Annotated in this window: 15 protein-coding genes; 4 read left to right on the top strand and 11 right to left on the bottom strand. The window is 68.4% G+C overall.

Annotated elements, in window-relative coordinates; all coding sequences use genetic code 11:
- Window positions 1-3: 3 nt before the first annotated feature.
- Genes ACX93N_RS12685 through ACX93N_RS12670 form a run of 4 tightly spaced genes read right to left on the bottom strand, consistent with a single transcriptional unit; the run spans window position 4 to window position 6,168 of the window.
- The gene (locus tag ACX93N_RS12685; protein WP_459428798.1) at window positions 4-1,608 is read right to left on the bottom strand and encodes an ABC transporter ATP-binding protein; all 1,605 of its coding nucleotides are present in this window, start codon (window positions 1,606-1,608) and stop codon (window positions 4-6) included.
- Window positions 1,605-2,975, bottom strand: coding sequence for an ABC transporter permease (locus ACX93N_RS12680; protein WP_459428797.1), 1,371 nt, complete (start codon window positions 2,973-2,975; stop codon window positions 1,605-1,607). Before ACX93N_RS12680 ends, ACX93N_RS12685 begins: the two co-directional genes overlap by 4 nt.
- A gap of 15 nt (window positions 2,976-2,990) precedes the next feature.
- Entirely contained in the window at window positions 2,991-3,968 is a 978-nt protein-coding gene (locus ACX93N_RS12675) for an ABC transporter permease (RefSeq protein ID WP_459428796.1), read from the bottom strand.
- 13 nt (window positions 3,969-3,981) lie between these two features.
- The gene (locus ACX93N_RS12670; RefSeq protein ID WP_459428795.1) at window positions 3,982-6,168 is read right to left on the bottom strand and encodes an ABC transporter substrate-binding protein; all 2,187 of its coding nucleotides are present in this window, start codon (window positions 6,166-6,168) and stop codon (window positions 3,982-3,984) included.
- Window positions 6,169-6,296: 128 nt separating this feature from the next.
- Here ACX93N_RS12670 and hrpB point away from each other — a divergent pair, with 128 nt between their 5' ends.
- Window positions 6,297-8,804: an ATP-dependent helicase HrpB gene (gene hrpB, locus ACX93N_RS12665; RefSeq protein ID WP_459428794.1), complete on the top strand. Its 2,508-nt coding sequence runs from the start codon at window positions 6,297-6,299 to the stop codon at window positions 8,802-8,804.
- A 22-nt stretch (window positions 8,805-8,826) separates the two neighbouring features.
- Here hrpB and ACX93N_RS12660 read toward each other — a convergent pair whose 3' ends face one another.
- The 4 genes from ACX93N_RS12660 to ACX93N_RS12645 all read right to left on the bottom strand — a co-directional run bounded on the left by ACX93N_RS12660 (window position 8,827) and on the right by ACX93N_RS12645 (window position 12,159).
- On the bottom strand, window positions 8,827-9,651 hold the full coding sequence (locus tag ACX93N_RS12660; RefSeq protein ID WP_459428793.1) for an HAD-IIB family hydrolase: 825 nt from the start codon (window positions 9,649-9,651) through the stop codon (window positions 8,827-8,829).
- Between the two features lie 14 nt (window positions 9,652-9,665).
- Window positions 9,666-10,268, bottom strand: coding sequence for a DUF3501 family protein (locus ACX93N_RS12655; RefSeq protein ID WP_459428792.1), 603 nt, complete (start codon window positions 10,266-10,268; stop codon window positions 9,666-9,668).
- Window positions 10,269-10,309: 41 nt separating this feature from the next.
- The gene (locus tag ACX93N_RS12650; protein WP_459428791.1) at window positions 10,310-11,632 is read right to left on the bottom strand and encodes a heterodisulfide reductase-related iron-sulfur binding cluster; all 1,323 of its coding nucleotides are present in this window, start codon (window positions 11,630-11,632) and stop codon (window positions 10,310-10,312) included.
- Window positions 11,633-11,739: 107 nt separating this feature from the next.
- Window positions 11,740-12,159 carry a rubrerythrin family protein gene (locus ACX93N_RS12645; protein WP_459428790.1) on the bottom strand — a complete coding sequence of 140 codons (420 nt, stop codon included), beginning with the start codon at window positions 12,157-12,159 and terminating at the stop codon, window positions 11,740-11,742.
- 139 nt (window positions 12,160-12,298) lie between these two features.
- On the opposite strand from ACX93N_RS12645, the gene ACX93N_RS12640 reads away from it, so the two are divergent.
- Window positions 12,299-13,225, top strand: a complete 927-nt coding sequence (locus ACX93N_RS12640; RefSeq protein ID WP_459428789.1) for a hydrogen peroxide-inducible genes activator — start codon at window positions 12,299-12,301, stop codon at window positions 13,223-13,225.
- A 21-nt stretch (window positions 13,226-13,246) separates the two neighbouring features.
- Here ACX93N_RS12640 and ACX93N_RS12635 read toward each other — a convergent pair whose 3' ends face one another.
- The 3 genes from ACX93N_RS12635 to ACX93N_RS12625 form a co-directional block, all read right to left on the bottom strand.
- The gene (locus tag ACX93N_RS12635) at window positions 13,247-15,721 is read right to left on the bottom strand and encodes a TonB-dependent receptor (protein WP_459428788.1); all 2,475 of its coding nucleotides are present in this window, start codon (window positions 15,719-15,721) and stop codon (window positions 13,247-13,249) included.
- A 366-nt stretch (window positions 15,722-16,087) separates the two neighbouring features.
- Window positions 16,088-16,915, bottom strand: coding sequence for an ion transporter (locus ACX93N_RS12630; RefSeq protein ID WP_459428787.1), 828 nt, complete (start codon window positions 16,913-16,915; stop codon window positions 16,088-16,090).
- The gene (locus ACX93N_RS12625) at window positions 16,912-17,508 is read right to left on the bottom strand and encodes an arylesterase (RefSeq protein ID WP_459428786.1); all 597 of its coding nucleotides are present in this window, start codon (window positions 17,506-17,508) and stop codon (window positions 16,912-16,914) included. The genes ACX93N_RS12630 and ACX93N_RS12625 overlap by 4 nt, the downstream gene beginning before the upstream one ends.
- Before the next feature lie 64 nt (window positions 17,509-17,572).
- Here ACX93N_RS12625 and ACX93N_RS12620 point away from each other — a divergent pair, with 64 nt between their 5' ends.
- On the top strand, window positions 17,573-18,235 hold the full coding sequence (locus tag ACX93N_RS12620) for an ABC transporter ATP-binding protein (protein WP_459428785.1): 663 nt from the start codon (window positions 17,573-17,575) through the stop codon (window positions 18,233-18,235).
- Entirely contained in the window at window positions 18,232-20,724 is a 2,493-nt protein-coding gene (locus ACX93N_RS12615) for an ABC transporter permease (RefSeq protein ID WP_459428784.1), read from the top strand. Before ACX93N_RS12620 ends, ACX93N_RS12615 begins: the two co-directional genes overlap by 4 nt.
- Window positions 20,725-20,943: the final 219 nt, after the last annotated feature.

Genomic DNA, 20,943 nt, shown 5'->3' with positions numbered 1-20,943 from the left:
CCCTCAGCCGCTGACGCGGGGCACGGCGGCGAGCAGTTCCTGCGTGTAGGGGTGCGCCGGTGCGTTGAGTACTTTCTCCGCGGTCCCCGTTTCCACGAGCAGGCCGGAGCGCATCACGCCGACACGGTGGGCGAGCCCGGGCACGATGGACAGGTCGTGGGTGATGAACAGCATTGCCAACGCGTCCTCACGCTGCAGCTCGGCGAGCAGCGCCAGTACGTCCGCACGGATCGATACGTCGAGCGCGCTGGTCGGCTCATCGCAGATGATGAGTTCCGGGTCCACCGCCAGGGCGCGGGCGATGGCGACGCGCTGGAGCTGCCCGCCGGAGAGTTCGTGCGGGTAGCGACGCGCGCAGTCCGCGGGCAGCCGGACCCGTTCCAGCAGAGCGGCCACCCGCTCATCGCGACGGCTTTCCGCGGCTTCTATGCCCAGGCTCAGCATGCCCTCGGCGATGATGGCGCCGATCGCCATGCGCGGGTTCATCGAGCTGTAGGGATTCTGGAAAATGACTTGAATGCGGCGGCGGAAAGACTGCCGCGCGCCGCGGTCGAGGCCGTCGATGCGGGTGCCGTCGAAATGAATCTCGCCACCGCTCGCGGGCTCCAGGCCGAGGATGGCCCGGCCGAGCGTCGATTTGCCGCTGCCGGACTCGCCCACGAGGGCGAAGGTCTCGCCGCGGGCGAGGGTGAGGGAGACGCCGTCCACCGCGCGGGTGACGTCCTGCACCCGGCGCAGAAGGCCTCCGCGCACCGGGAAATGCACGGCAAGATCCCGCACCTCCAGGAGCGGCGGCGCCTGAACGGGTGGCAGGAAACTGTCCTTCCCCGGCAGGGCGTCGATGAGGCGCCGGCTGTAGTCCTCCTTTGGCGCGGCGAAGAAGGCAGCCACGCTGGCCTCCTCGATGATGCGCCCGCGGTACATGACAGCGACCCGGTCGGCCGTCTGCCGCACGACACCCATGTCGTGGGTGATCAGGAGCACGGCGAGGCGCCGCGAGCGGGCGAGGTCGCGGATGAGCTCGAGCACCTGCTTCTGGATGGTCACGTCGAGGGCCGTGGTCGGCTCGTCGGCGATGAGCGCCTCCGGTTCGCAGGCGAGCGCCATGGCGATCATGATCCGCTGCTGCTGGCCACCGGAGAGCTGGTGCGGGTAGAAGCCCATGCGCTGCCGAGGATCGGGGATACCCACCTCCTCGAGCAGTGACGCCACCCGATCGCGCAGGGCGGCGCCGCGCAGGGACGTGTGCAGGCGCAGCGTCTCCGCCACCTGCCGGAACACGGTCTGCACCGGGTTGAGGGCGCTCATGGGATTCTGGAAGATCATCGCCATGCGCCGGCCGCGGACGGCCTGCATGCGCGCCTCGGGCAGGGCGAAGAGGTCCGTGTCGCCCATGAGCGCGCGGCCGCTGCCGACGCGAAGCGCGTCGGGGAGCAGGCGCATCGCGGCGAGCGACGTGATGGACTTGCCGCTGCCGGATTCCCCCACGAGGGCGAAAATCTCCCCGGCGCGAAGGTGAATGACGACATCCTTGACCAGCGCCTGGGCCGTGTCCGCCAGTTCGACGGAAAGACCCTCGAGGGTCAGCGTATCAGCCTGCTGATTCATGCGGCCTCCGGTCCGAGTCGCGTGCGCGGATCAAAGGCGTCGCGCACGAGATCGGCGAACAGGTTGGCGGACAGCACCAGCAGGAACATGAACAGGAAGGCGCCGCTGAGGGTCCACCAGATCGCCGGCTCCCGGGACAGCTCGGAGCGCGCGCCGTTGATCATGTTGCCCCAGCTGCCCATGCTCGGGTCCACGCCGACACCGATGTAGGACAGCACCGCCTCCGCCAGCACCAGGGCGCTGAAATCGAGCACGAAGGTGATCAGGATGATGTGCACCGTGTTCGGCAGGATGTGCCGGGCGAGGATGCGCCCGTGGCTTACACCGAAGGCATGGGCGGCCTGCACGTAGCCGAGCTGGCTGATCTTCAGCGTCTCGGCGCGGATCAGCCGGCACAGGGTGGACCAGCTGGTCACCCCGAGGATGAAACACAGGGCGATGAACCTGGCGTCGGCCTTCTCGAGCCCGGTGGGGAAGGCGTCGGGGTGCAGGTCGATGTAGACCTGGAACAGCAGCACGGCCGCGGCGATGAGCAGGATGCCCGGGATGGAACTCAGCGTGGTGTAGAGATACTGCACGACGTCGTCCACCCAGCCCTTGAAGTAGCCGGCACAGACGCCGAGGGTGACCGCGATGGGTAGCATCACCAGGGTGGACAGGGCGCCGATGAGCACGCCGGTGCGCACGCCCTTGAGGGACTGGTAGAGCACATCCGTGCCGCCGAGGTCCGTGCCGAGGACGTGGTAATGCCGGCTGATGCTGACCAGCCAGACCGCGACGCAGGCGAGAACGCCCTGCACCCACCACGAGCTTGCCCAGGGCAGGGGGCTGTGCCGCAGCAGCCACCACTGGGGCAGAATCAGCAGCGCCGCGAGGGCCAGCCCCCAGGCCAGGGCAAGGGTGCTCCTGCGGGCCACGTCGGCCCACTTGTCCGCGGGGTTGTCGACGTGCATGCCGGCGTGGCGAAGCGGCGGGAAGTCGCGCACCGTGTTGCCGGCCGCGTCCTTCATCGTCTGTTTCTCGAAGGAGCGCAGGGCGAAGGGCGCGGAGTAGGTGCGCTCGAAGCGCTCGCCCATGCCCGCGGTCAGCGTGTCCAGCACGCTGGTCACCTGGTTGTCGTAGAAGACTTCCTTGGTGGTGACGCCCTCCGGTGGCGGCAGCGCCCGGCGGAAGTGCAGGGAGTCGAGCAGGGCGACGCCGACGTAGGCGACGATGACCGTGAAGGCGGCCATGCCGAGGCGGGAGGCAAACACCTGGCGCCAGCGCTCCCGGGCCTGCGGGTCGCGGCGCAGCCGCCAGAAGAACAGCACCAGAGCCGCCACCAGCAGGAAGATGAGGGCGTCGGACCAGAGGATGACGGGCTTCATGAGATCGGACAGCTCCTAGGACAGGCGGACCCGGGGGTCGGCCCAGGTGTAGGAGATGTCGGTGAGGATCAGGCCGACGATGTAGAGGATGGAACCGATGAAGACCATGCTGCGGACGATGGCGAAGTCCTGGGCGTTGATGGCGTCGAGCATGTAGGAACCGAGGCCGGGGATGCCGAAGAAGGACTCGATGAGCAGGCTGCCCATGAACAGCATGGGCACGAGCACGACCACCCCGGTCAGGATGGGGATGAGGGCGTTCGGGAGGATGTGCCGGAACAGCACTGCCAGCTCGCTGCAACCCTTGGCGCGAGCCGTGCGTACGTAGTCCTGGTTGGCCTCCTCGAGGAACAGCGTGCGGTACCAGCGTGCCCCGGCGCCGATACCGGCGACCACGCCCACCAGGACGGGCAGCAGCAGGAACTTCCACACCTGGCCGTCCATGTGGAAGCCGCTGATGGGGACGAGGCGCCAGGTCTTGGCGACGAGGTACTGGCCGCCGATGATGTAGAAAAGATAAGAGATGGACATGAGGGCCACGAACACGATCACCGCCGCGCGATCGAGGCGGGTCGCGTGGAACATCACGACCATCAGGGCCACGCAGATGTTCACGCCGATGCCGACAAGGAAGGTGGGCAGCGCAACCGCGAGGCTCGGCCCCATGCGCCGGCGCACGTCCGTGCTGATGTCGCGGCCGCTCTCCGAGCGGCCGAAATCGAAGGCGAAGAGGCGCACGGACTTGGCAAAGAAGATCGTTTCTGTCACCGCGCCGAGGCCGTCCGCCGCCTCGTTGTAGAACAGGGGCTTGTCGTAGCCGTTCTTCGCCTTCCAGTTCTCGATCGCCTCCGGCGTCACGTACTTGGCGCCGAGCTGGGAGACGGCCATGTCGTCCGGGGAGTTGACCACGAAGAACAGCACGAAGGTGAGCAGGTTGACGCCGATGAGAATGGGGATGGCGTAGAGCAGGCGTCGGACGATGTAGGCAAACACGTAGGATCCTCTTCTAGCGCGCCGTTGCCCGCTGCCGGCGCCGGTAGGCGATGACACCGGGCAGGAGCAGGGCGACGACGAGCCCGGTGCCGGCATAGAGCGGCCAGGTGACGGGCTGGTTCCATTCCCGCCGCTTCGCGGCGCGAAGTTCCGGATCGATGCGCAGGTACTTGAGGGTGTTCTTGGAGATGCCGTGGCGTTTCGTGTTGTGCACCCAGGCATTGTTCAGGTAGACATCCTTCGGATAGTAGGCGAAGAGCCAGACCGCATCCTCGCGGTACATGTCGACCATGCGTTCCACCATGGCGTCGCGTGCCGGCCCCGGCGGTTCGATGCGCATGGCTTCGAAGAGCTCGTCGTATTCGGGCCGCTCGTAGCTCGCGTTGTTGGCGCCGTCGCAGTTGCAGAGGAGTGGACTCTCCGGGCCGTAGAGAAGAAACAGGAAGTTCTCCGGGTCCGGGTAATCGGCCAGCCAGCCGTGGGAGAAGATCTGCGTGTTGCCCGTCAGCAGCTTTTCCCGGGTCCGGTTCCAGTCCGCGGGGCGGAACTCCACCTGCACGCCGATGCGCGAGAAGGCCCGGTCGATCCAGTTCATGCTCGTCGTCGAGATGGCCTGGCTCTGTACATCGATGAAGACCTTCAGCGGTTCCCCGGTGCGCGCATCGCGCCCGTTGGGGTAGCCCGCCTCCACCATCAGCCGGCGCGCCGCCTCGATGGGCTTGCGCCGGGCCTCGCCGTCTACCCAGTCATGGGTGTAGGGGTTGATCCCCTCGGCGCCTTTCTTGTGACCCGGTATACCGGGCGGTATCGGCGAGTGGGCGACGAAGCCGTTGCCCTTGTAGAAGATGCTCAGGTATTCCTCGACATCGAAGGCGATCTGCAGCGCCCGGCGCAGCTTGCGCCGCTCCGCCGTGTAGCCGCCGAGTACCGGGTCGCGCATGTTGAAGCCGTAGTAATAGAGCCCGGGCTTCACGTCCGGCGACAGGGTGATGCCATGGTCGGCGAGGTCGTCGGCGAGCTCGAGGCCTTCGGGGCCGACGACAAAGGCCCGGTCGAAGACGCTGTTGGTGTTGCCGTGGACCTCGCCGGAGCGGTCGTAGTAGCCCTGGAGGAACTTGGTCCAGAGCGGCAGCACCGCCTTCTCCAGGCGGAACTCGGCGCGGTCGATGAAGGGAATGGTTCTGCCGGCATCCTCGAGGAGGCCCTTCTCCCGATCGCCGGGCGCGCCTGCGCTCGGGTACACGTCGCCGTGGTAGTTCGGGTTGCGCTCGAGGACGATCTCGCTGTTCGGGTCGTTCTTCACCATCATGAAGGGGCCGGAGCCCACGGGCCACCAGTCGAGGGTGAGGTTGCTCTCGGCAAAGCCCGGGTTGTGGAAGAAGGCATCGACCTCCGCCGGCACCGGCGAGAAGAAGTGCATGGCGAGCCAGTACACGAACTGTGGATAGCGCCCGTTGATGGTGATGGTGTAGTGGCGCTCATCGAGGACCTCGACCCCCGCGAGATCGAAGTCGCGCAGATCGAGCCAGCCGTCTCTCGGCACCTCTGCGAGTTCGGCGGTCAGCGCCTCCATGCCGACGATGTAGCGCCCCATAAACGCGATCATCGGCGAGCCGGCCGCCGGGTCGGCGAGGCGCTTGATGGCGTAGGCATAGTCCTCGGCGCGCACGGGGCGGGAGCCGGAGTGTGCGAAGTCGCTGATCTGCCGGTAGCGGCGGCCCTCGGCCGGGTTGTCGAAGCGGTAGCGCGGCGCGCCGTCTTCCCTAAGCGCAAAGGCGGGATGCGGCTGGTAGCGGGCGTCCGCGCGCACGGCGAGGTGATAGCGGCTGTAGGCGGCCTCGTCGGCGCGGCCCACAGGCAGCGGCTCGCCATCCGCGTCGAGGTAGGTGACCGTAGGCATGGCCTCCACGCCCAGGGGCTCGAGCTCGTAGGGCCGCTTCAGGAAGTGGTAGCCGAGGGGGGGCTCGTACACTTGCATGAGGTAGAGCGCTTCATCCGAGGCGTAGGAGATCGCGGGGTCGAGATGCTTCGGCGGCGCGGGCGACATCACCGAGTAGTAGGTGAGCTTGTCGCCCTCGGGCGGCGGATGCGGGTTGTTCCACGGCCCCTGGCCGCAGCCGGCGAGCAGCAGGCAGGCGCAGAAGGCGAGGATGTGCTGGCGGAGGGCGGGGCGCTGGTCGGGGGTGTCGGGCGCTGGCACGGCGTCCCACTCGCTGGGAAAGGGCGCAGCATAGCAAAATCCCGCCGGCAGGCTACCCCGCCGGCGCAGGGCGCTGGGGTCTCCGGGGACTCACCGCTATCATGCGGCCGGGACTGCGGGGAAAGACCATGAAGCGAAAAGCCGGGCAGCGGGACGGTCCACTGCCCATCGAGGAGATGCTCGACGAACTGGCCCGTGCCCTTGGCACACGGGGTGAAGCTCTGCTGCAGGCGGAACCGGGGGCCGGCAAGACCACGCGCGTGCCCCTGCATCTCCTCGAGGCCCCCTGGCTCGCCGGTCGCCGCATCCTCCTGGTGGAGCCCCGGCGCCTTGCTGCCCGCAGTGCGGCTGCATTCCTGGCTGGGCGCCTCGGGGAGGTCCCCGGCGAGCGGGTGGGCTACCGCGTCCGCGGCGACAGCCGGTCGGGGAAACGCACGCGCCTCGAGGTCGTGACCGATGGCGTCTTCCTGCGCCTGCTGCAGGCGGATCCGGCGCTGGAGGACGTGGGGCTGGTCATCCTCGACGAGTTCCACGAGCGCAGCGTCGGCGGAGACCTCGCGCTGGCCATGCTGCTGCAGGCGCGTTCGCTGCTCCGTGACGAGGACCCCCTGCGCCTGCTGCTCATGTCGGCCACCCTCGAGGGCCTGGACCTTGCCACACTGCTTCCCGACGCCCCGCTCCTGCACAGCGCGGGCCGCGCCCATCCCGTGGATATCCGCTACGGGCAGCCGGCGAGGCCCGGTGAACTCCCCGTCGAGGCCCTCCTGGACGCGGTTGCGCAGGCGCAGGCGGACGGCAGCGGTGACACCCTGGTCTTCCTGCCCGGGCAGGCGGAGATCCGCCGGGTGGCCACTGCGCTCGGCACCCGGGCAGGGCCCTCGCTCGCGCTTCACGGCGGGCTGTCCCTGCCGCGTCAGCAGGCCGTACTCGCGCCACCGCCCGGCGGGGAGCGGCGCATCATACTCGCCACGGACATCGCCGAGACCAGCCTGACCCTGCCCGCGGTGGATGCAGTGGTCGACAGCGGTCTCTGCCGGGAACCGCGCTACGACCGCGCCAGCGGCATGGGGCGCCTGCTCACCCGGCGCATTTCCCGGGCCAGTGCGGACCAGCGCGCAGGTCGTGCCGGGCGTATCGGTCCGGGTCGCTGCTACCGGCTCTGGAGCCGGGAACAGCATGATCGCCTCGAGGCGCAGCGATCGCCGCCGATCCGCCACGCCGACCTCGCGACGCTCGCCCTCGAGGTCCTTGCCTGGAGTGCCGAGGATCCCGGTGCGTTGCCGTGGCTGGAGGCGCCGCCGGCGGCGGCTTTTGCCTCTGCCTGCGAACTCCTTGCCCGCCTTGGTGCCATCGCCGTAGCCAACGGGCGCCGCCGCCTGACCGATCACGGCCGGCGCATGCTCGAACTGCCGGTACATCCGCGCCTGGCCCACATGCTCCTGACGGCCCCGCCGGGCCCGGCGCAGGCCCTCGCCTGCGAGCTTGCAGCGTTACTCGAGGAACGGCCACCGGCGGGCGCCGGAGAGGACCTCGGGCAGCTGCTTGCAGTGCTCGGCGCGGAGCACGGGAAAGGCGTGGACAAGGCCTGGCGCCACGCGGTGCGCCGCGAGGTGCGGCGTCTGCGATCCCTGCTCGGGGTCGAGGACGCCAGCGGCGGCGACCCCGCGACGCTCCTGGCCCGGGCCTACCCGGAGCGCGTCGCCCGACGCATCGCGCGCGATCGCCAGGCGACCTACCAGCTCGCGAACGGGCGGCGGGCGGTGCTGCCCGGGGGGGCGCCCCTCGCGGCGGAGCCGTGGCTCGCGGTCGCCGCCGCGAGCGGGGGAGAGCGGGACGCACCGGACCGGATCCGCCTCGCCGCTCCGCTGGACCCGTCCGCTTTCGGCGCGGCGCTCGCGACGCTGGTGACCGAGCGCGAGGCAGTGCGCTGGGATCCGGCGCAGGAGCGGGCCGTGGCCCGCCGGGAGCGCCGGCTGGGCGCGCTGACGCTGGCGAGCGACACGCTGCCGGCGCCGGAACCGGCGCGGGCGCAACCGCTGCTGCTGGCGCGGGTGCGGGAGCTCGGCATCGAAGCCCTCGGCCTCGATGATGCCGGGGAGCAGTGGCGTGCCCGCGTCGCCTTCCTCCGGCGCCTGTCGCCCGCTAGCTGGCCGGACCTTTCCGATGCGACGCTGCTGGCGACCCTGGAAGACTGGCTGGGTCCCTACCTGGGTGCGGCGCGAAGCCTGGAGGAGCTGCGGGCCGTGGATAGCCGCGCCTGCCTCTTCGGCCTGCTGCCCGCCGGAGCTGCGGCGCGGCTGGAGCGGGAAGCCCCGGCGACGCTCCCTGTACCCTCCGGCCGCGAAGTGCGCCTCGATTACACGCAGGGAGCGGTGCCGGTGCTGGCCGTCAAGCTGCAGGAGCTGTTCGGCTGTGCCGAGACGCCGCGCGTGGCCGGCGGGCGAGTACCGGTGCTGGTGCACCTGCTGTCGCCCGCAGGGCGCCCCTTGCAGGTCACGGCGGACCTGGCCTCGTTCTGGCGGGAGGGTTACGAGGCAGTCCGGCGCGAACAGCGCGGGCGCTATCCGAAGCATCCGTGGCCGGAGGACCCGCTGGCTGCCGAGGCGACCGCCGCGACCCGCCGCCGGCGCTCGTGACCGGCGGCGACTTCGGACGGGCTCAGCCGAGCCCGAAGCGCTCGCGCAGGAAGCGGGCGATGCCGTCCTCGTCGTGATGGCCAATGACGGCGCTGGCCGCCGCCAGCACCTCCGCCTTGGCGTTGGCCGGTGCGTAGGCCTCGTCGGCAGCGGCGAACATGCTGAGGTCGTTGTCGCTGTCGCCAAAGCAGATGATCCGCTCGAGACCCAGCTCCTGCTTCAGGCAGCTCACCGCATCGCCCTTGGTGCCGGCGTGGTGGTGGATGTCCACCCAGCACAGGTCCCGGTCCTCGATGGCTGTGCCCATGTAGGCCACCAGCCCCGGTTCGTCGGCAACCGCGTCGACCACCGCGCGGATACCGCGCTCCGGGCCCAGGGCGCTGACGTTGGCGATGTCCGCGTCGGCGGGCAGTTTGCTGAGGGGCAGTACGGGCAGGTCCCGGTCACCGCGGAACATGTCTGCGAGCCGCTCCTCGGCCCGGGTCTGCAGCGGCGCGTGGTACACAGCGTGGCGTTCGCCGGGTTCGATGGTGAAGAGGAAGGGGGTGATCGACTGGTCGATGAAGGCCTCCAGGACGTGCCGGATCTCGTCCTGGGTGAGCAGGTGCCGGTGGCTGTAGCGCCCGAGCTCCGGGTTGTAGATCACCACCCCGTTCTTGAAAGCCTGCGGCAGGAGAAAGCCGTGCCCTTCGAGAAGGTCGCGGGCGCCGTGAAGCGTGCGCCCGGTTGCCACCGTATAGGCGATGCCGGCTGCCGAGAGAAGCTGGAGCGTTTCCCGTGTGTAGTCCGAAATCGCCGACTCCCGGTTCAGGAGCGTGCCGTCGAGGTCGAAAACGACCAGTTCCATCGCCGCTGGCAGCCTCAGTGGACCCGGGCGCTGGCCAGATCATTCACCAGGGACGCACGCACGGCGTCGTCGACCGGGCTGCCCTCGACCGGGTAGGCCGGGTGATCGATACCGGCGCTGATCGGGTCGCCGTTCTGCGCTGCTGCGATCATGGGAGGTGTCAGCTCGAAACGCAGGAAGTGAACGGAGGACGTCTTGTCCGCAGTGTCCCGCTCCAGGTCCTCGTCGGCGATCGGGTAGACACGCTCGTTGTCGCCGACCCGCAGCCACACCTTGTCCTCGATGCCGATCATCTCGCCGAGGCGCAGCGCCCGCTCGGCCGGATCCTCGTACTCGATCATGAACGTGGCCTTCCAGTTGTGGCCGTCCGGGATCAGCGGATTGTACGCCTCGAGCTCTTCGAGAATGCCGGCGGCCTCGAAGACCTTCTCGATGCGCAGCATTTCCTGGATCTGGTACTTGATGGTCAGCGCGTCCTCGAAGTAGAGCCGCGCGTGGTTACCGAGAGGGACCTGGCGGGTCTTCTTGTGCGCCATGACCCTGGCCCGGAAGGCCGGCCTCTCCTCCGAGTACTGCTCGAGGGACCAGAGGTCCTCGCGGGTCAGGTGCGTTGTCATTGCAGCCTCCTGGGAATCGGGTATCGAGTTCACCGCAGTTATCACAGACCGTAGGCCATGCGCAGCAGCGTCATGGGATGGGTGGCGTGATCGACCTTCTCCGACAGGTGTGCCACCTGCGTGCCCGCCATGGGGCAGTCGCTGGCCACGTGGTCCGGTTCCTGCTGGTCGACCTTGCGTACCAGCGGCCGGGCGATCTTCAGTGACCTGGCGCGCGTTTCGCTTTTCACGGCGTAGGTGCCGTCGTGGCCCGAGCAGCGTTCGTGGGCCGTGACTTCCGTGCCCGGCACGAGACCGAGCACGTCACGGGTCTTCAGACCGATGTTCTGTACCCGCTGGTGGCAGGCGACCTGGTAGGCGACCTTGCCGATGGCGTTGGGAAAGTTCGTTTTCAGGGCGCCACCCTTGTGGCGCAGCCAGAGATACTCGAAGGGGTCATAGAAGGCATCCTTCACCTTCTGCACCAGCGGGTCGTCCGGGTACATGAGCGGCAACTCCTGCTTGTACATGAGGACGCAGGAGGGGATCGGAGCCGTGAGGTCATAGCCCTGGTCGACCAGGGCCGCGAGTACAGGGATGTTCGCCTGCTTGAGCTTGTCCACGGCGTCGAGGTCGCCCAGCTCGAGCCTGGGCATGCCGCAGCACTTCTCCTTCGGCACGAGATCAATGGCTATGCCGTTGTGCTGGAAAACCTCGATGAAGTCCTCGCCGACTTCCGGGGTGTTGGCATTGCCGTAGCAGGTGGCGTAGAGCGCCACCTTGCCCCGGGTCTCGCCGACCGGCGCCGGCGTGATGTCCTGGCGCAGGCCTTTCGCGCGCTTGCGCAGGGTGTTGCTGTGAAAGGGCGGCAGCGGCGCTTCGTGGTGGATGCCCAGGGTCTTGTCGAGCGCCCTGCGGAAACCGCTGCTGCCGTTCAGCGTGTTCACGGTGACATCCACCAGCGGAATCGTCGCCGCGGCGAAGACCTTGTCAGTGCTCGTGAGCGTCCGGTCCCGGAACCCCGCTCCGTGCTCGCGGAAATTCACGGCCTTCGCGCGAAGCATGAGGTGGGGGAAATCCACGTTCCACTCGTGCGGGGGCACGTAGGGGCACTTGGTCATGTAGCAGAGGTCACAGAGATAGCACTGATCCACGACCTTGTTGTAATCGGCCTTGTCGACGCCATCCACTTCCAGGGTGTCCGAGTCGTCGACGAGGTCGAAGAGCGTTGGGAACGCGTCGCAGAGGCTCACGCAGCGACGGCACCCGTGGCAGATATCGTAGACTCGCTCGAGCTCCTCGTTGAGTTCCTCGCGGTCCCAGAAAGCCTCGCTCTTCCAGGCGATGGGGTGCCGGGTTGGTGCCTCCAGGCTGCCTTCACGCATGGAGCTTGTCCTCCCTCGCTTCCATTTCCCGGGGTAGTCGTAACGACGCGGGGCCGCCAGGGGCGGCCCCGCGGTGGTCGAGCCCGCTCGCGCGGGGCGCGCCCCGGTCAGGCGTCGAGGGTATCGAGAGCCTTCTGGAAGCGGTTGGCGTGGCTGCGCTCGGCCTTCGCCAGCGTTTCCATCCAGTCTGCAATCTCGTCGAAGCCCTCGTCCCGGGCTGTCTTCGCCATGCCCGGGTACATGTCGGTGTACTCGTGGGTCTCGCCGGCGATTGCGGCTTTCAGGTTCTCGGCGGTGCCGCCGATGGGCAGGCCGGTTGCCGGGTCACCGACTTCCTCGAGGTACTCGAGGTGCCCGTGCGCGTGACCGGTCTCGCCTTCGGCAGTGGAGCGGAAGACGGCTGCCACGTCATTGTAGCCCTCGACGTCGGCCTTGGCGGCGAAGTAGAGGTAGCGGCGGTTGGCCTGGGACTCGCCGGCAAAGGCGTCCTTCAGGTTCTGTTCCGTTTTGCTTCCCTTGAGCGACATAGTGCTTCTCCTTGCGTTGACCGGTTTCCCGTTTGTTAGCGGTATCTGCGGGTGCGGGTGCCACCCTGCGGCGGCAGCCTGTTCAAGCTAGTGGAGGGAGCGGGTTCTGGCAATTAAAAAAAATTGCTGGGATTATTCGATGGAATCGATCGCATTTGCGAGTGTTTCCATGAGCCGCCAGCCCACCCTGAAACAGCTGCGCTACCTCTGCGCCGTGGCCGAGCACGGGCACTTCGGCCACGCGGCGCGCGCCTGCCATGTCTCCCAGTCCACGCTCAGTGCCGGCATCGCCGAACTCGAGGACACGCTGGGCGCGCCCCTGGTGGAGCGCAGCAACCGCCAGGTACTGCTCACCGTCCTCGGCGGGGACGTGGTCGCACGGGCCAACAACGTGCTCCTGGCCGTCGAGGATATCGTCGCCTCCTGCCGTGCCGCGGCCGAGCCGTTTGCCGGCGCCATGCGGCTCGGCGTGATACCGACCATCGCGCCCTTCATCCTGCCGGCGCTGCTTCGGGAACTGCGCGAGACCTACCCGGAGTTCCGCCTGTTCATCCGCGAGGACCTTTCCGAGCACCTGGTTGACGCCCTGAACCGCGGCGAACTCGATGTCCTGCTGCTGGCGCTGCCGTTCCCGGCGCACGGGGTGGAAGAGCGGCCGCTCTTCGCCGACGAGTTTCTTCTCGCCTGCCCGGCGTCGCACCCGCTGGCGGAGGCGACACCGCTGCACACGGGGGCCCTGCGCGGCACGGACCTGCTCCTCCTGGAGGATGGTCACTGCCTGCGCGAGCATGCCCTCGAGGCCTGCAAGCTGCGCGACGCTGACGTGAGCGTTCCCTACCAGGCGACGAGCCTGAACACGATCGTGCAGATGGTCGCGAATGGCATCGGTGTGACGCTCCTGCCGCGCATGGCCCTCGAGGCGAACCTGCTGGCAAGTACCGACATCGTCGTGCGCGCCTTCGACGAACCGGGGGTCGAGCGGCAGATCGGCCTGCTCTGGCGGCGCAAGTCACCCCGGCAGGCGGAGTTCCGCCTGCTCGGTGACTTCATCGCGGCTACGCAGTAGCGCTGACCGGGCCGTGCCCCTTCAGAAACGATAACCCAGGGTCATGCCCCAGGTGCGGGGCTCCAGAAGGAACTGGTTGGTCGCCAGGCCCACGTTCTGGTCACCCAGGTACTGGCCCGTGACGAAGTCGTCGTCCTTGAGGTTGCGCCCCCAGAGTTCGGCGAACCAGCGGCCGTCCGCTCCGTGCAGGGTCACCGTCGCGTTCCACACGTCCCAGGCATCGACGACGTCATTGCCGGTATTGAACACCCGGGTGTAGAACTCGTCCTGCCAGTAGTAGTTCGTCGCTGCGACCAGGTCCATGCCGCCCCCGAGTTGCCAGCGGTAGGCGATACCGAGGTTGACGGAAAACTCCGGCGCGTTGGGCAGCGTGTTGCCGTCGAGTTCCTGCTCGATGCCCGCGCAGGGCGCCGCGCCCCCGGGGCAGCCCGGGCCGACGTAGACGTTGGCGTTGGGGGTGGAAATGATGTTCTCCGTGGTGCCGAGGCCATTGATATCTGCCGGATCGAGACTGCTGCCGCCGTCGAGCTCGCTGTCGAGCCAGGCCAGGTTTGCGCTGACGCGCCAGTGCTGGTCCGGCACCCAGATGAACTCGCCCTCGAAGCCCTGGATCGTCGCATCGAAGTTCTCGTTGAGGGAAGTCTGGTTGGTGATCTTCGAGATCTGCAAACCCTCGTAATCATAGTAGAACCAGGTCAGGTTCGCCTGCAGCGTATTGTCGAAGAGGCGGGTCTTGGCGCCCAGTTCCAGGCTGTTGATGTACTCCGGGTCGAAGGTGGCGAGGGAGGGATCCTGCGCGAGCAGGGGGGACTCGGCAGCGATGGGGTTGAAGCCGCCACTTTTATAGCTGCGCGAGAGCGTCGCATAAGTCATCACATCGTCGTTCACATCCCAGGTCACGTTGAGCTTGCCTGTCGGCTCCTCCCAGCTGCCACCGAAGCTGTCGTAGTCGCCGCCGGGCTGCGTCGGGTCGCTGAGAAAGTTGAGGTAGACGGTGCGCTGCCGCGAGGATTTTTCCTCCTCCGTGTAGCGCAGGCCAAGGGTCACGAGGAGGTCGTCTCGCGCCTGCCAGTAGAGTTCGCCGAAAGCCGCCCAGGTTTCGAGCCGGTAGTCCTGCGTGTCGTTGTCGAACAGGCGCTGCTCCGGTGGGATGCCGGCGATGCTGCCGAACAGTTCCAGGGCCGCGGAGTAGACGTAATAGTGCACGTCGGACTCGTAGTCGAGATAGAAGCCACCGACCATGAAATTCCAGGGTCCGTCGCTGTTCGACGCCAGGCGCAGTTCCTGGCTCCATTGCTCGGGCCTGGTGGTGGAGCGGTCCGTCGAGTAGGCGCGGTCAACGGTGATCGGGCCGTCCGGGCCGCGGTCCACGGTCACCGCTACGGGCCAGGGTTCCGAGGCCACCGTGAAGTCGTAGTCATTGCGCGCGCTGAAATCCGACTGGTGGTAACCCGTGACGGAGCTCAGGGTCAGGTCGCCGATGTCGTGGTCGATCTCCAGGGAGATCACCGTGTCCTCCACCTGGTAGACCGGCGTGAAATCGAGGTACTGCTCCCGCGGGTCCTCGGAGAACGGCGAGTTGACGAAGTCGTCCTCGGGGAAGGACAGGCCCGTGAGCGGTGCCACGAGGTTGGTGACGAGGAACCCGGCTACCGTGGCGCCACTGTGCGGCCGCTGATTCGCGAGCCCGGTGGGCAGGCAGCCGAGCACCCCCTCCGGGTCCCTCAGGCAGCGCTGGGCGCTGCCGCGCATCCGGTCCGAATCCTCCTCGAAGTACTGGATGGTGAGCGTGGCGTCCGTGCGCTCTCCCTGCCAGCGTGTGGACGAGCGGAGCGAATACATGTCGCGGCCGTCCATGTCCCGGCCCGTGAACAGGTTGTCCACGAAGCCGTCGCGCTCCAGGTAGAAGACGGCGAAGCGCTGTGCCAGCCGGTCCGTGAGCGGGATGTTGAGCGCCCCTTTCAGCTTGCGGTGCGCGTAGTTGCCGGCCTCGACGTTCACGAAACCGCCGAACTCGTCACCCGGCTTGCGGGTAAGCAGGTTCACCACGCCCGCGGTCGTGTTGCGCCCGTAGAGCGTGCCCTGGGGCCCGCGCAGCACCTCCACACGCTCGGCGTCGAAGAATTCGCTTTCGAAGATGCGTCCGTTGTTCAGGTATACACCGTTGAAGTGCATCCCCGTGCCGCTGTCGGCGGCCGCGCCGACGGCGAGGTTGCCGATGCCGCGGATGGAGATCTGCGCCGTGGTGAAGTTGTCCTTGCTCATCAGCATGTTCGGGACGTTGAACTGCATGTCCAGGGGCTTGTTGATCAGCGCCCGGTCGAGCTCCTCCCCGCTGAAGGCGGTAACGGCGATCGGGGTATCCTGCACGGTGGTCGCCCGCTTCTCGGCGGTGACGATCACCTCTTCCAGGCGCCGGTCCTGGGCGAGGGCCGGGTGCTGGGCCAGCAGCGCGGTGCCGGCGGCGACCCACAGCGGAAGGGTGCGGTTGCGCATGGCGATGCTCCTTGTGGCTTATCGTTATGTGAAGCTGCTGTCGAAGCTACCAGAATCGGCGACAGGGGGCGAGAGCCCCGGCCGTGCTCGGTCAGAGGCTGTTCGAACCGCGCCTGGGGTAGTGTTCCGGGCGGACTGCCGGGGGATGCGCCCAGCCTAGCCTGGCCGGGTCGCTCCCCGATACACGCTTGGTGGGGCCATCCCCCGGCAGCCGCCCCTACCGCCTCAGGAAAATTGAGCGTTTTGGAAGTTCATGAGGCGCTAGGGGTGAGGCCGGGATACTGCTCTCACAAAGCGTGTATCGGGGAGCGACTGAGAGCAGTATCCCGGGCTCACCCCGGGAATGGCTGAAAGACTGTTTTCAGCTCAGTCCTTCTCGTCGAACAGGGCAGCGCCGCAGTACTTGCAGTGGCGCGCATCGGGCTCGTGGCCGGCGCGGGCGCACTGGGGGCAGTTGACGGTGAGCTTGCGGGCAGCGCCGCTCATGAGCTTGGAAGTGAAGATGCCCGTGGGCACGGCGATGATCGCGTAGCCGACGAGCATGCCCATGGCCGAGATGAGGCGCCCCAGGGGGGTGACCGGGACAACATCCCCGTAGCCGACGGTGGTGATGGTCACGATGGCCCAGTAGATGCTGACGGGGATGTTATCGAAGCCGTTTCCGGGCCCCTCGATGACATAGAGAAGGCAGCCGAAGATCACCATGGTGGTGACGACCATGGCGAAGAACACGAAGATCTGCCGCGCCGACTGGCGCAGGGCCCCGGCGACCTGGTTGGCCTCGTTGAGATAGGCGAAGAGGCGCAGCACCCGGAAGACCCGCAGGACCCGCAGCAGGCGGATGATGAGCAGCGGGGCCGTCTGCGGCATGAGCAGGGCGAGGTAGGTGGGCAGGATCGACAGGAGGTCGATGACGCCGTAGACGCTGAGCAGGTAGGCCCGGCGGTTCTGCGCAATCCAGATGCGCAGCAGGTACTCCGCGGTGAACAGCAGCGTGAAACCCCATTCGATATCGTGGAACAGGTCCCCGTAGCGCGCGTGGTAATCGGGCATGGAGTCGAGGATGATCACCGTCACGCTGACCAGGATCACCGTGATCAGGGCGATATCGAACCACTTTCCCGCCGGCGTCTCGGTACCGAACACGATCGTGTACAGCCGCTGCTGCAGCGGGCTTTGCTCGCGCAGGCTCATGGGCGCAGTACCGCCGCCAGGGCCGGGAGCAGGGTCTCGACGATGAGCGGCTGCGCGGCGGCGGTCGGGTGGATGCCGTCTGGCTGCATCAGGGCGGGATCCGTCGCCACGCTCTCGAGGGGGAAGGGGCCGAGGGTGGCTCCGGTTTCCTCGGCCACCCGGATAAAACTGTCGCGAAAGGCGCCCGCGTAGCGGGGGCCGTAGTTCGGCGGAATCTCCATGGGCAGCAGGAGGACACGGGCGCCACTGGCCTGCGCGGCCCCGGCCATCGCCGCCAGGTTGCGCCGAAGCTGGTCTACCGGGTAGCCGCGCAGGCCGTCGTTGCCACCGAGCTCGATGACCACGGCGTCGGGATCGTGGGCCTCGAGCAGCGCCGGCAGACGCCGGCGGCCGCCCGCGCTGGTTTCGCCGCTGATACTCGCGTTGATGATCTCGACGGGCAGCCCGCGCTCCGCGAGGGCGGCCCCGGCGAGGGCGACCCAGCCTTCCTCGAGGGACAGCCCGTAAGCGGCGCTGATACTATCGCCCAGCACGAGCAGGCGCCGCCCGTCGCCGGTACTGCCTGCGTCCTCGACGGCCGCGGCGCCTGTCATAGCCGCCAGCAGCAACAATCCGGCGGCGGCCAGCCGGCGTAAATCGCGGAACAAGGAGAAACGGATGATCACGGCGCGCGCGCTTCGCAAGCGGGTCCCTGTAGCGGGCGGGGAACTCGAGATACTGAAAGGCATCGACCTCGAAATCAAGTCGGGCGAGACGGTGGCCATCATCGGTGCGTCCGGCTCCGGGAAATCCACCCTGCTCGGGCTGCTTGCCGGCCTGGACCTCGCCAGCGAGGGCAGCATCGAGATCGGTAATGTCGCCCTGGACCGGCTCGACGAAGACGGCCGCGCGCTCCTGCGCGCCCGTGAGATCGGTTTTGTCTTCCAGTCCTTCCAGCTGCTGCCGGCGCTCACTGCACTGGAGAACGCCATGCTGCCCCTCGAGCTGCGCGGCGACGGCGAGGCAGCCGATCGCGCCGGTCGCTACCTTGAGCGCGTCGGGCTCGGCGAGCGAGCGGGACACTATCCGCGCCAGCTTTCCGGCGGCGAGCAGCAGCGGGTGGCCATTGCCCGCGCCTTCGCCGCGGAACCGCACATTCTTTTCGCCGACGAGCCGACGGGCAACCTCGACACGGCGACCGGCGAGCGCATTGTCGACCTGCTGTTCGCGCTCAACCGGGAGGAGGGCACGACCCTGGTCCTGGTCACCCACGATGAAGGGCTGGCGGCGCGCTGCGAGCGTTGCCTGCGCATGACGGCCGGGGAGCTCGAGGAAGCGTGAAATCGTCCCTGCGACCCGGGGGCAGCGCCCTGCGGCTCCTCGCCCGCGACTGGCGCGGCGGTGAACTCGGCGTGCTGCTCGCCGCCCTGGTTCTCGCGGTGGCCGTGGTCACGGGCATCAGCGCCTTCACGGCGCGTCTCCAGGGGGCCCTCGCCCAGGAGAGCCACCGCTTCCTCGCCGCCGATCTCGTCGTGCAGGCCAGCCAGCCGCTGCCGGCGCACTGGCTCGAGGAGGCCGCGGACCGCGGCCTGCGCACGGCCCGGGTGCTGACCTTCACCAGCATGGTAAGCGCCGGTGACGAGGCGATGGCCCTGGGAGCGGTCAAGGCGGTTTCCGGGGGCTACCCGCTGCGCGGCGAACTCACGGCGAGTCGCGAGCCCTTCGGCAGCGCTTCCGGCCGCGCTGGTGGCCCTGAACCCGGCGCGCTCTGGCTCGACTCGCGGCTCTTTGCCCTCCTGGGCATCGAGCCCGGCGCCAGCGTTGAGCTCGGTGCAGCGCGTTTCACTGTCGCCGGGGCCGTACGCACGGAACCGGACCGGGGCGCGAGTTTCCTCGGTCTGGGTCCGCGGGTGCTCATGCACGTCGATGATATTCCCGCGACCGGCGTCGTCCAGCCCGGCAGCCGGGTCCGCTACCGGCAGCTGTTCGCCGGTGATCCCGGCGCCGTGGCCGCCTTCCGCGACTGGCTCCAAGGGGAGCGCTCGCCGGGGCAGCGCCTGCTTTCCGTGGAGGAGGGGCAACCCGGCGTGGCCTCGGCCCTGGACCGCGCTGAGCGCTTCCTGCTGCTCGCCGGCAGCCTCGGTGTGCTGCTCGCCGCCGTGGCAATCGCCCTCGCCGCCCGGCGCTTCTGCGCCCGGCATGCCGACTACGTGGCGATCATGAAGAGCCTGGGTGCTACCAGCGGCTACGTCGGGCGTCTCTACGGCGGCAGCTTCGCGCTCCTCGGCGTCGCCGCTACCGTCGCCGGCTGCCTGGCCGGCCTCCTGCTGCAGGCGCTCGCCTTCGATCTGCTGGCAGCGCGGCTGCCCTTCGACCCGGGCCCCGCCGGCTGGCGCCCCTGGCTGGTGGGCGCGGTGACTGCGCTGGTCTGTCTCGGCTGCTTCGCCTGGCCGCCGCTATGGCGCCTGGCCGGCGCGAGCCCGCTGCGCGTACTGCGCCGGGACCTACCCCTGGACTCGGGGCGCGGCCTGCTCGATTACGGCCTCGGCCTTCTGGCGGTGAGCGGCCTCATGGCCTGGTACTCCCGAGACCTGGCGCTCACCGGCGCCGTGCTGGCCGGCCTTGCCCTTACCGTTGCCGTCGGCGGCGGTGGCGCGCTGCTGCTCCTGCGCGGCGGCCGCCTGGCCGGCATGCGCGCGGGCAGCATCTGGCGCCTGGCACTGGCCAGCCTGCAGCGCCGCGGTGCCGGCAACGCGCTGCAGATGGTGATGTTCGCAATTGCCATCATGCTGCTGCTGCTCCTGACCCTGGTGCGCAGCTCGCTCATCGACAGCTGGCAGGCCCAGCTACCGCCGGAGGCGCCGGATCATTTCATCCTCAACATCGCCCCCGAAGAGGTGGCCGCCGTGGAGCGGCGGCTGCGCGCCGACGGTATTGCCTCCGAGGGCCTCTACCCCATGATCCGCGGCCGGGTCATGGCGGTGAACGGTGAGCCGCTCCCGGCAGACGAGGAGGGCGACGGGCCGGGGCAGCGGGAGGCGAACTTCACCTGGTCAGCGACACCGCCGCCCGGGAACGAGCTGCTCGCGGGCAGCTGGTGGAACGCCGACAGCGACGCCGCCGTGGTGTCGCTGGAGGAGGAGTTTGCCGAGCGCCTCGGCGCCGGCCCCGGCGACCGCCTCGAGCTGCGCATCGGTGCCCGCGAGCTTGCGGTGACTGTCGCCAGCCTCCGCGCGGTGGACTGGGAGAGCATGCGGCCTAACTTCTTCATGATCTTCCCGCCGCGACTGCTGGCCGATTACCCGGCGACTTTCATGACCAGTTTTCACCTCGGCGGCGACAAGGCCTTTCTCAACCGGCTGCTGCGCGAGTTTCCCACGGTAAGCGTGATCGAAATGGATATGGTGCTCTCGCAGCTGCGCAGCATCGTGCGCCAGGTCAGCGCCGCCATCGAGCTGGTGCTGGCCATCATCCTCCTCGCCGGCGCGCTTGTCCTCGTCGCCGGCGTGCAGGCGAGCGTCGACAGCCGGCTTCAGGAGAGCGCCCTGCTGCGTTCCCTCGGCGCGCGGCGCGGGCTGGTACTCGGCGGCCTGGCAATCGAGTTCGCCGCGCTCGGGCTTTTCGCCGGCGTCCTCGCCACGCTCGGCGCGGAGCTCTCCGCCTGGGTGCTGCAGACGCGGGTCCTGGAGATGGCCTACCGGCCCACGCCCTGGCTCTGGCCCCTGGGTCTTGTCGGTTCCGCCGTACTGATCGCTGCGCTTGGCGTCTGGGGCTGCCGGCGGGTCGTCAACACGCCGCCGCTGGCAGTGCTGCGGGAAGAGGCTGGTTGAAGCTCCTGGCAGAAAGGCACAGTAGCCTCTGGACCTTCAAGCGCTTTACCTCCGTTCCCACTCCTCGCGCCGCAGCCACGTCCAGGGCTGAAGCCGTAGGGGCGGATGCCGGAAAGGAAAGACACCAAACGCGTAACAGGGAGAGAACGGCCCCACCCTCCCGCAACCACACCAGAGTTTCGCGGTGAGCCCCGCCGGGACAACACAAAAACCCCGGGT

Source organism: Pseudohaliea sp. (genome assembly GCF_054552115.1).
The sequence above is the reverse complement of the archived record's forward strand: the minus strand, read 5'-3'. Positions and strand labels throughout refer to the sequence as shown.